The sequence below is a fragment of the uncultured Turicimonas sp. genome, from assembly GCF_902477955.1.
Lineage (GTDB): Bacteria > Pseudomonadota > Gammaproteobacteria > Burkholderiales > Burkholderiaceae_F > Turicimonas.
In genome coordinates this window covers 16,510-28,071 of the sequence record NZ_CABSJB010000034.1, presented here as the reverse complement: position 1 = coordinate 28,071, position 11,562 = coordinate 16,510, and the positions used below count along the sequence as shown (strand labels likewise).

At 44.3% G+C, this 11,562-nt stretch carries 8 protein-coding genes; 5 read left to right on the top strand and 3 right to left on the bottom strand.

Features of this window, described 5'->3' with window-relative positions; genetic code table 11:
• The first annotated feature begins 247 nt into the window (after positions 1-247).
• The 3 genes from RDK53_RS09730 (at position 248) to RDK53_RS09720 (ending at position 4,887) form a co-directional block, all read left to right on the top strand.
• Positions 248-1,042, top strand: a complete 795-nt coding sequence (locus tag RDK53_RS09730) for a hypothetical protein (protein WP_308514390.1) — start codon at positions 248-250, stop codon at positions 1,040-1,042.
• Positions 1,043-1,172: 130 nt separating this feature from the next.
• Complete coding sequence (locus tag RDK53_RS09725) at positions 1,173-3,050, top strand: long-chain fatty acid--CoA ligase (RefSeq protein ID WP_308514388.1); 1,878 nt, start codon at positions 1,173-1,175, stop codon at positions 3,048-3,050.
• A gap of 1 nt (position 3,051) precedes the next feature.
• The gene (locus RDK53_RS09720; protein WP_308514386.1) at positions 3,052-4,887 is read left to right on the top strand and encodes a long-chain fatty acid--CoA ligase; all 1,836 of its coding nucleotides are present in this window, start codon (positions 3,052-3,054) and stop codon (positions 4,885-4,887) included.
• 56 nt (positions 4,888-4,943) lie between these two features.
• On the opposite strand, the gene cysE is transcribed toward RDK53_RS09720, so the two are convergent.
• Both cysE and RDK53_RS09710 read right to left on the bottom strand, forming a co-directional pair.
• The gene (cysE, locus tag RDK53_RS09715; RefSeq protein WP_308514384.1) at positions 4,944-5,654 is read right to left on the bottom strand and encodes a serine O-acetyltransferase; all 711 of its coding nucleotides are present in this window, start codon (positions 5,652-5,654) and stop codon (positions 4,944-4,946) included.
• Positions 5,655-5,696: 42 nt separating this feature from the next.
• Positions 5,697-6,476 (bottom strand): RNA methyltransferase, encoded by a 780-nt coding sequence (locus RDK53_RS09710; protein WP_308514382.1) that lies wholly within the window; start codon positions 6,474-6,476, stop codon positions 5,697-5,699.
• A 91-nt stretch (positions 6,477-6,567) separates the two neighbouring features.
• Here RDK53_RS09710 and RDK53_RS09705 point away from each other — a divergent pair, with 91 nt between their 5' ends.
• Together RDK53_RS09705 and mutS are read left to right on the top strand one after the other, a co-directional pair.
• Positions 6,568-7,488: an inositol monophosphatase family protein gene (locus RDK53_RS09705; protein ID WP_308514380.1), complete on the top strand. Its 921-nt coding sequence runs from the start codon at positions 6,568-6,570 to the stop codon at positions 7,486-7,488.
• Between the two features lie 95 nt (positions 7,489-7,583).
• Positions 7,584-10,223 carry a DNA mismatch repair protein MutS gene (gene mutS / locus RDK53_RS09700; RefSeq protein ID WP_308514378.1) on the top strand — a complete coding sequence of 880 codons (2,640 nt, stop codon included), beginning with the start codon at positions 7,584-7,586 and terminating at the stop codon, positions 10,221-10,223.
• Positions 10,224-10,279: 56 nt separating this feature from the next.
• Here mutS and RDK53_RS09695 read toward each other — a convergent pair whose 3' ends face one another.
• On the bottom strand, positions 10,280-11,386 hold the full coding sequence (locus tag RDK53_RS09695) for an amidohydrolase (RefSeq protein ID WP_308514376.1): 1,107 nt from the start codon (positions 11,384-11,386) through the stop codon (positions 10,280-10,282).
• Positions 11,387-11,562: the final 176 nt, after the last annotated feature.

Below are 11,562 nucleotides of genomic sequence, written 5' to 3'. Positions count from 1 at the left end.
ACCATATTTTTTATTTTAATTGTTTTCTATTAATCTGTCCCTTAATTACTACTTCATAGGTATCTGCCCTCTATTTAAATTCTTTCTCTTGGGTATATTCTCGCTTTGTCGGCAAAACATCTCTGAACTCTGTAAAATTGTCATCCCTTAAACGAACAATATTTATTCTGAAATGCGTTTGACCAGTCACACAAAAACAAATATTCCTATTTGCCTTGCGATATATGGCAAAGAGTCTTTGGAATTTGTGACTGAATTCATCAACCAGCATCGCGGTTTCGAAGATAGTGCGGGCAACAAATTCTCTGTGAGCCAGTTGGCCGGTCAGTATGCCTTTGAACAAGTAAAACTGGATAGAAAAGGATATGACAGCAGAAGATTAGAAAAATATCTTTCTTACTTGTCTGATGCCGGTGCAGTTTTTTCTTTTAATGAAGCTCTCTCTCATGCCGATGATTTGATCAACTGTTTTACCGCTGATTTCGGACATGATGAAGACGGTGAGGCTACTTTCAGAATTAAAGCTCAGTCCTATCGTTTAAAGAAATATGATTGTCAGGCTTTATGGGAGAGAGTCAAGCAATCAGAGCTGACAGTCTCTTCAGTTAAAACCGGAAGCCTAAGTTTTGATGATCTTTCTGACGAAGACTCCTCTTCTGAGGGGCTCTCGGATGACATTCTTGACTTTACCGTCAAGTTTGAACTGAAAGACTGCTCAAACGAAGTCTTTGCCTATTTATTCCGTTATGTAACGGCGGACAGCGGTCAATTATCTGTTGAGGATCTGGTTGACTTTCAATTTGTAGATTATCCCAACTTTCACGACGAAAGCATGACTATGCTTAACATCATGGAAGTCAAAGCAAAAGAAAAAGATGTGGAATGCCTGACTTCCGTCCTGAAGTTCGTGGAAAATCAAAATATGCAGTTAGGTACGACCTTGCCTGAGCCTGTCGGCAAATCGGTCAAAACAGAACCAAAATCTATTGATATTCCTGCCTCGGTTGTCGCAACGCTCCTAGTCCGCAAGAATTTAGTGTAGTTTTTCTCAAATTTAAGAGCGGCATCCTAACTTTGTCTACACAATTAATCTGAGCCTTTACATTGAATTAGGCTAAACTTGCAAAGTTGAATTAGTAAGAGTTTGCAAAGAAGGGGTTTCCCTTTCTTTGTTGTCTATTTTTGTAAGAATTCTGCTTTATATGATTGAAAACGGTAAAACAAGAGCAAATGAAATACGCTCACTTTTTGTCCTTCCGGAATTAGTAAGCCATCATTTGGATAAAAGACCCAATATTCCTGCGGTCACCGAATATGATCCTGCTCAGCAGCGTTGGGTTACTCTTACCTTTAAAGAGCTCTACGATCGTTCCGTTATGTGGGCTAAAGCCTTCACTGCTCCGGGCTTAACAAAGGGAGATCGAGTTGCGATGCTTTTGCCTAATTCAATCGAAGCAGTTTGCTTTGATCAAGGAGCGCTTTTAGTCGGCCTTGTTCCGGTTCCTCTCCATATTATTGATACTCCTGACAACTGCGCCTACATTCTTCAAGATTCCGGCACAAAAGTCCTGGTTACTTTAAACCACGCACGATGGCATGCTATTGAGAAAGCTGCAGGCACAAACGGTCTTCCTGATTTGCAAACGGTGGTTTTTATCAACGATGAAGACGAAGATAACGGCAAAGTTAAAGGCATAAGTCTGCAAAACTGGCTGTCTAGCGGAAAGGAAATCTCAGAGCTTCCTCCTTTGCCTAAACAAGAAGATCTTGCATGCCTGGTCTATACCTCCGGTACAACAGGAAAACCAAAAGGCGTTATGCTGACTCATGAAAACATTATGAGCGACATCTCCAGTCTGCTATACAACATCGCGCCTGAACCCACAGACAGCTGGCTGTCTTTCCTACCTCTGAGTCATACGTTTGAAAGAACTACGACTTACTACATTGGTTTAGGAATGGGCAACCAGGTCACCTTCAGCCGCGGAATCGCACGTCTTGTTGATGATTTAAAGACTGTCAAACCTTCAATTCTGATGTCAGTCCCAAGGGTTTATGAAAAAGTAAATGCAAAGATTCAGGAACGTTTAAAGACCAAATCTCTATTAGCCAGGAAATTCTTTACGGGGGCCATTGAATCCGGTTGGAGAAAATTCTGCAAAGAAAATGGTCTTGAGGGCGAAGAACCTAGATTCACGGATAAGATTCTGGAACCTCTTTACGAGAAGTTTGTCCGACAGAACATAAAGAGTCAATTCGGAGGCAGAGTCCGAGTTGCCGTTTCGGGAGGAGCCGCAATCAACCCTGAAGTAATCAAAACCTTTATTGGACTTGGAGTACCAATTTATCAAGGTTACGGCATGACTGAAACCTCCCCGATTATTTCGGTTAATAAAATTGGCAATAACGATCCTTTGACCGTCGGGCAAATCCTTCCCGGAATTCAAGCCAAACTCGGGGACAAAGATGAACTTCTGGTGAGGGGGCCGCAGATTATGCGGGGCTACTGGAACCGCAAAGAGGACACCGCTAAAGCAATTACTGAAGACGGCTGGCTTTCTACCGGAGACCAGGCTGACATCCTTCCGAACCGTTATTTAAGAATCAAGGGACGAATAAAGGAAATTATCGTCACATCCAACGGTGAAAAAGTGCCGCCGGTCGATATCGAACAGTTGATTGAAACCGATCCGCTGTTTGCTCAGGTTATGCTCATCGGAGAGAATCGTCCTTTTATTTCCGCTCTTGTTGTTCTTAATAAAGACGAGTGGAAGCGTTTAGCAGTTACTTTAGAGCTAGATCCTAATTCTCCGGACTCTTTAAGTAAAAAAGCCGTACAACAAGCTTTGCTTAGAAGAATGAAGGCCGCAGCTAAGGGTGCCCCGCAATATGGAATACCCCGAGCCGTCACAGCCACACTGGATCCTTGGACTATCGAGAATGGTGCCTTAACTCCGACTTTAAAAATTAAACGTAGAATTCTGAACAAAAAATTTGAAAAAGAAATTGAATCTATGTACACCGATTTTGGAAAAAATAAGGACAACTAACATGACCTCCTCATCCCAAGAAGAACCGATCACGATAGTTCCGGATTTTTTGAAAGAAACATTAAAAAAATTTCCCTCACGTGAAGCTTATGGAGAATGGGATCAACAGACTAATTCTTGGCGTTCGGTCACTTGGTCGGAATTTGCCGAAGAACTTCTGAAATGGAGAAAAGCCCTCCAAGCTTCCAATATTAAACCCGGAGACAGAGCAGCCGTCCTTCTTCCTAACTCGATTGACTCGGCCCTTGCAGACCAGGCTATCTTGGGCAACGGATGCGTTCCGGTTCCTCTTCATGCCGTCGATACGCCGGCAAGCAGTGCTTATATCATTAACAACTCCGAAGCTTCCATTCTTTTTGTTCCTAAAACATTACGCTGGAACGCCATGGTCAGCGCTTGCGACAGTTTTCCGAACTTAAAGCTGGTTGTAGTGGTTAAAGAAGACACTTTGGAACATGCTGAAAACTCTCCTGTTCCAATCGTGGCATTGAAAGATTGGTTGAAAGCCGGAGAAAAAGAAACTTTGACAGAGCCGAAGATTTCTCCGGAGGATTTAGCTTGCGTGGTATACACTTCCGGCACTACCGGTAACCCGAAAGGCGTTATGCTGACCCACCGGAATATCGTTTCAAACGTTCAAGGCTGCGGTCAAGTAATCGATATCAATCACAATGACGTCTATTTGTCTTTCCTCCCCTTCTCTCATACTTTTGAACGAACCGTTACTTATTACCTGGCTATTTGTACCGGCGCTAAAGTAACTTTTTCTCGGGGCGTGCTTAAGCTAGCAGAAGATTTACAGCAGGTTAAACCGACAATTTTTATTTCAGTTCCTCGTGTATACGAGCAATTTCACTCGAAGTTCTTGGCTAAAGTAGCTGAACAAGGCGCAATGAAGAAAGCTTTAGCAGAGCACGCTATTGACGTCGGCTGGAGAAGATTTTGTCGTGAAAACAACTTAGCAGTTCCCTCTTCTTCCATGAGTTGGCTGGACAATGTCTTCTGGCCTGCAGTCGGTAAGAAATTCGTTGCCGCACTCAAACAGGTTTTCGGAGGAAGAGTTCGTTTAGCTATTGCAGGAGGAGCTGCTTTAAACAACTCTTTAGGAAGATTTTTCTGTGCTTTAGAGCTTCCCTTAAGACAAGGATACGGTTTAACTGAGACTTCACCTGTTGTGAGCGTTGCTGTCGTTGGAAATAATAATCCGGTCACCGTCGGGAATCCGCTTCCTAACGTTCAGGTACGAATTGACGATGCAGGAGAGCTCCAAATTAAAGCTCCTTCCGTTATGAAGGGTTATTGGAAGCTCCCCGAAGCTACTAAAGAAGTCTTTACTGAGGATGGATGGTTTAAAACCGGAGATTTAGCGAGCATTTCTGAAACCCACGGGAGAATCCGCATCAACGGCAGATTGAAAGAAATCATTGTGACATCTACCGGTGAAAAGATTCCTCCTACAGATTTGGAGCTTGCAATCCAATCTGATCCTTTATTTGAACAAGTTCTCTGTGTAGGTGAAGGACGTCCCTTCATTACAGCTCTTGCTGTAGTCAATGAAAATGAATGGGTAAAATTTGCAGCCTCTTTGAATGTGGATCCGGAAAACCCGAACTCATTAACAAGGAGAGACGTCCGCTTAGCGGCAATTCGTAGATTAAAGAAGTCAGCTTCTAATTTCCCCCAGTACGGCGTACCTAGAAATGTTTCTCTGATGCGTGAGCATTGGACAGTAGACAACGGACTTCTAACAGTCACAATGAAATTGCGCCGTAAGAAAATTTTGGAGCGTTTCCACGATAAGGTGGAAGAACTTTACCAAGCTCCGCAAAATAAATAATTAGAAAAAAGGCTGCTCATCCGGGCAGCCTTATTAGTTGTATTGCAAGTTTAATATTAATTTTTAACTTTTTCTTTTAATTCTTCAATCAATTTTTCTTGATTCTCTAATCTTTGCTCCATCGCTTTAAGCTTTTCTGCGTAAGGGTCTTCTTCGTTTGCTACAAAACCGTAGGCAGCCATGCGAACGTGAAGTTTAGGATCGTGAATAGCTTTTTCTTGTCTTTGCTCTTCCGCATCAACTTTCTTATCTTTTCTCTTGACGATTCGTGCCGGATTACCAACGGCGGTCGAATCAGGGGGAAGCGGCTTAATGACGACAGCATTACTGCCGATTCGGCAATTGTCACCCACGGTAAATGCTCCCAATACTTTAGCCCCGGCTCCGATAATGCAGTTCCTACCGATCGTCGGATGTCTTTTTGTTCCTTCGGAAAGTGAGGTTCCTCCAAGGGTCACGCCATGATAAATCGTACAGTCATCACCGACTTCTGCAGTTTCTCCAATAACCACGCCCATACCGTGGTCTATCAAAACACGTTTTCCAATCTCAGCGGCCGGATGAATTTCAATTCCGGTTAAAAATCTGCCTACTTGAGAAAGCCATCTGGCCGTAACTTTCCAATCAGCTTTCCAAAGTTTATTTGCCAAGCGATGAATGATGACGGCGTGCAGACCGGAATAGCATAGGAGAACCTCCCAGCGAGATCGAGCCGCAGGATCTCTTTCGTAAATACTGTTGATGTCTTCTTTAATACTGTTAATCATGAAGAACTTCCCGTTAAAACCTCCTTGATTCTAACTTCACATTTACAGTTTTTTACTACCTTTCCGTTCATCTTTTGAACGAATGATGGAGGAGTAGACTCCACGAAGCATATCCACTTCCGTCTGGGTCAATCCTGTCCGGGAAAATAAATGTCTGAACCGTTCCATCATGAATTTAGGCTTTTGAGGATCTAAAGCCCCGCATGCAACCATTGCCTGCTGCAAATGTCCGAACATTTTCTCGATAGAGTCAACGGACGCAAGTTCACCATAGCTGAAGCGGCGGCTTTCTTTGCTCAATAAGGGTCCGCGCAAATCGGTTTGAAGCTGATAAGCGGTAACTTGGACGGCTTGCGCAAGGTTCAAAGAGTCACACTGCGGATTAGCAGGAATTCCTACACATCTTTGACACTGATTTACTTGTTCATTGGTCAGTCCGCTTCTTTCGGTTCCAAAGACAAATGCAACTCGGATATTGGAGTCCTCTAAGGCATCCTTGGCCTCTAGGCAAGCATCCGTCAGAGAAACAAAGGGTGGCCCGAATTCTCTGTCATAGCCCGAAAGAGCATAGGCAAGCTGAATATCCTGTAAAGCGCTCTGCAAATCCGGTACACATATCGACGACAAAAGCACGTCAGCCGAACGTGTACAAAATGACAAGGCCTCTGGATTTTGTTTGTAGTCCCGGTCTCTGGGATTAACCACATACAATTCCGTAAATCCCATGGTATTGATCGCTCTAGCCGCTGAGCCGATGTTGCCTGCGTGACTAGGCTCAACCAACACAAACCTAACCCGCCCTCCTTGGGGCACAAAAGCCATATGCAACCTCCAATAGTTTAGAATCTGACAATATTAATTTATTTAGAGCTCTTTTGCGGAGCTCGGAAGATATTCAAAGGTTTATTCAAACATGGCAACTAAGTCTCCTGAACAGAGCAAAAAAACACCTGCTCCAAAAAGAACTTCCAAGAAAAGCTCTGCGGAACCGGCCCCGAAAAAAAATAAAACGCCGAGACCTTCTACAGTCTCCCATAGCTTTAATGACGGTATGCTCAATGTAGCCGTCAGAGCCGCAATCGAAGCAGGGAAAATTCAGGCTCGAGCTTTTGGCAACCGCAAGAATCTTTCTATTTCCGCCAAATCATCCGGCGACTTTGTAACAGAAGTGGACCAAGCCTGTGAACAGGTCATCATCGAAACTCTTTCTAAAGCCTATCCGGATCATCGTTTCCTTGGCGAAGAAAACGGCACTCAAGGCAACAAGGAAAGTGAATACGAATGGATTATTGATCCGTTGGACGGAACTACGAACTTCATTCACGGTATTGATCAATTTGCCGTGTCTATTGCTTGCAAAAAAGGCAAACATTTGCTGCACGCTGTGGTCTACGATCCATGCAGAAATCAGTTATTTACAGCAACTAAAGGCAAAGGTGCTTTCCTTGACGGCGCCAGAATCCGTGCTTCTAATGCCACAATCTTGAGAAATTCTTTGATTGGTACCGGTTTCCCCTTCAGAGAAGGTGATGACTATGAGTCCTACATGAATATTCTCAAAGACATGATGGAATCCACATGCGGTCTGAGAAGACCAGGTTCAGCAGCCTTAGATTTGTGCTTTGTTGCATGCGGCCGTTATGACGGATTCTTTGAAAAAGGCATCAAACCTTGGGACATCGCAGCCGGTGCTTTGATCGCCAAAGAAGCAGGTGCATTGGTAACTGACTTCTCAGGTGAAAGCGGCTATCTAGATAAAAATGAAATCGTTGCCGCTGCTCCGGGAATCTTCCCCGCCCTTCTCAACGTTGTTGAAAGAAATTTGAAGAAGTAATTTTGTTTTGCTTCTAGTGCAAAAGCCGGTCTTCGGATCGGCCTTTCTTTTTTCCGTTAACATTATTTCTGTCCTTGTTTATCCGGTATTCATAAATGGCCAGTGATTATTTAAATTTTGATGAGAACGACCCTGCTTTCAATGCAAAAACCACGCCTACGATGCGTCAGTTCCTCCTTATCAAAAGAGATAATCCTCATCTTCTGATTCTTTACAGAATCGGTGACTTTTATGAAACTTTTTACGATGATGCGGAGCGAATTCATCGTCTTTTAGGTCTTACACTGACTTCCCGTTCCAACTCTCCATCCGGAGAACGAATTCCGATGGCCGGAGTACCCTTTGTTACTCTTGATCAGTACCTAGTCAGGCTTGTCAACCAAGGCGTCAGCGTGGGAATTTGCGAGCAAATCGGGGATCCCAAGAAAGGACCTCTCGATAGAAAATTAACTCGTATCATCACACCGGGAACACTGACCGATGAAAACCTCCTGAAAGAAAGAAACGAAAGCATTTTGATGGCCTTGAATCCATCTAAAAAAGGCGACCGAGTAGCCTTGTCCTGGCTTATTCTTTCCTCAGGTGTTTTCAAGGTGATGGAAGTCAACGGCAACGAGCTAATAAATGAAATAGCGAGAATCGGCCCGTCCGAGCTGTTAGTGCCGGAAAGATTCAGAGAAGAGACAAATCGGATAATTGCCAGCGGCAGTGTTAATTTTCTGCCGGATTGGAACTTTGACAGAATCCGTGCCGAAAAAACGCTTTTAGATCAATTTAAAACTTCCACGCTTCTTCCTTTCGGACTTGAAGGTCATGACCTTCAGATTACGGCTGCAGGAACAATCCTCGAGTACGCAGCACAAACACAAGGCACTGAGTTAAGCCATATTAATCACATCGTAGTCGAAAAAAACGAAGAAACCGTCGGCATTGACGCGGCCTCCAGAAAGAACTTGGAAATCACTCAATCTCTTCGAGGAGATTCCAGAAATACTTTGTTCGGCGTATTAGATCATTGCAAAACGCCGATGGGGAGCCGAAGACTTTCTTCATGGCTAAATTCTCCGTTAAGAGATCAAAAAGCCGCTCAAGAAAGAGCTGACACCATCGAAGCTCTTTTAGAAAAGACTTATCTTTTTGACGACTACCAGAATATCCTAAAAACTATTCCGGACTTTGAAAGAATTGCCACCCGGATAGCATTAGGAACCGTTCGACCGAAAGACCTAGCTTCTCTAAGAGATGCCCTTCCCTCCTTAGAAAAACTTTCTGATATTGCGAAGGGAGTCGATACGACTTTATCCCGCTCCCTTGGCGCGGACATGCCGTTAAATTCCGAACTGCATGCTCTGCTTCAAAAAGCTATTGTTGAATATCCGCCGACTTTCTTAAGAGACGGCGATGTCATTGCCCCGGGTTTTAATGCCGAATTGGATGAATACCGCGCCTTAAGAGACAACAGCGGCAGCTACATCATGGAATATGAAGCGGCAGAAAAAGTCCGAACGGACATCCCGAATTTAAGAATTGAATATAACGGCAAGCTCGGCTACTTTATCGAAATAACCAAAGCTCAGCTTTCTAAAGTCCCTGAAGATTATCTGCGGGTGCAGACACTTAAAGGAACCGAACGCTTTACCACCCAGGAATTGAGGGAATATCAGGAAAAGCATATTGTCGCTGACGAGAAAAGCAAATCTCTCCAACAGTCTCTCTATACCGAGCTTGTTGAATCCATCAAGCAATTTACTCAGTCTCTGCTTCTATCGGCTCAAGCCGTTAGTATTTTTGATGTTTTACTGTCTTTGGCCCTTCATGCCGATTTATGCCGTTGGGTCAAACCCTCCTTTACAAAATATCCGGAACTGAGCATTAAAGGCGGACGCCATCCGGTTGTTGAAAACACCATTGACAATTATGTGCCTAACGACTGTTTCATGAATCCTCAGCGTAAGCTGATGATTATTACCGGTCCGAACATGGGCGGTAAATCAACATATATGCGTTCCGTGGCATTAATTGCATTACTAGCCTATTGCGGCAGCTACGTTCCGGCCGAAGAAGCCGTCCTTGGCCCTATAGATAAAATTCTGACCAGAATCGGTGCTTCAGATGATTTGGCCAAAGGCTTGTCTACCTTTATGGTGGAAATGACGGAAGCGGCCGCAATTCTCCGACAAGCGACTTCCGAAAGTCTTGTTCTAATGGATGAAGTCGGGCGAGGCACTTCCACTTTTGACGGGCTTTCTTTAGCCGGAGCGATCGCCGAAGATTTAGTCATAAACCGCCAAAGCATGACGCTTTTTGCAACACATTACTTCGAACTAACCCAGCTCGAAAAGAACATTCCAGGCGTCGTTAACGTTCACGTATCTGCTGCTGACTCGTCTTCCAGATTAGTGTTCCTTCATGAGATTCTTGAAGGGCCGGCTAGCAAGAGCTACGGAATTGCCGTAGCTAAGCTGGCAGGAATTCCAAAATCCGTAATTCGAACGGCCCAAAAGCTTCAAAGAATGCTGGAAGAAAAAGCCGCTCAAACAGATGAACCTCAGCTAGATTTGTTCTTTGATTCGGGACGAGGAGAAAACACAGAGGAAAAAGCAGACCTTCCCCCGGAGGAAGAACTCAGCGACAAGTTGAAGAACTCTTTACTTGCCCTTGATTTGGACGAACTCTCACCTAAGCAGGCATGGGAAGAACTCTACAAGCTGCAGGAGCAGGCTAAAGAGGATTAGAAAAGAGAAGGATGATGCCAAATTTTGAAGCACCATCCTTTGTTATTTATTGGGGGCTACCCGTTAATCTTACGGATAAATTCCACTAAGAGTTTTGATGCCGACGGTAGAACCGAGTCATCAAAGTGCATATCTCTCGCGTGAAGTCCCGGAGTTGCACCGCTTCCAACTCCGAAATAGACGGTTCTAACTTCAGGATTTGCAATTTTGTAGAAATGGAAGTCTTCACCGCCGCCACCACAGTCATTGGCTAAGGCTTTTTCACCGAACTGCTCAATGATAGTTTTTTTCATAAGATCAACTAATTCAGGGTCGTATTCGGGACCAGGACAATAGTCAATAATTTCGCTGGAAGCCTCTGCACCGAAAATTTCTTTAAGAGCACGGCAGGATCCATTCATCTTGTCAAGAATTTGCTGGAGAGCTTCATTATCCTGAGCACGGATGTCAAAAATAACCTTCACATAGTTCGGGATGGAATTAGTTGCCCCTTTTTCCGAATGAATCTGAGTCGGTTTAATAGACCAAGATTTATTCGGGTCTACTTTAATGAGTCCGATTGCCGTTATTAACTGGCTGGCTGCTTCGATCGGATTAATGCCGAGATGAGGACGTGCAGCATGAGCCATTTTACCGTTAATGGTAATTTCTGCAGTCGCGCAGGCTACATGATTAACGGAGGCGCAGAAAGTGTTGAACGGAATGTCTTGAACCGGTCGAATGTGAGAGCCAACGACAATATCAACACCGTCAAGAACATGGTCTTTGATCATGTTCTGAGCGCCTGTCAGGCTTTCCTCTCCCGGCTGGAATGCCAGGCGAAGTTTTCCTTTCTTCAAAGTATTTCTGAGTTCCTGAGCGGCTCCGAGAAGAATTCCGCAATGAGCATCATGCCCGCAGGCATGGATAGCGACCGTTTTTTCCGGATCGTTTTCATCCGGATACGGCAAAGCATCCATATCCGCGCGAATCATAGTCGTAGGACCCGGCCGTCCTGAATCAATATCAACAGTTACGCCGTAGCCGCCGACATGGTCTTTAACATCGAAGCCCATTTCACGGAGCTTCCCGGCGATATATTCGGATGTGTTCTTTTCTTGATTGGAAAGTTCAGCTAATTCGTGAAGGTCACGTCTGAAGGAAACTGAATTTTGGTAGGTCATTTAGAGAATCTAAATAAGACGATCGGCCGGTCTCAACAGAGCCTAATCCTCCGATCGGATAATGGCAAGATTGTATTGCTGCTTGAAGCAAGAATCAAATATGGAAAACGCTCAGATATGAAAAAACCTTCCGGCGGTTCAATCCATTTCCGGAAGGCTTTAACAAAGACGTACTT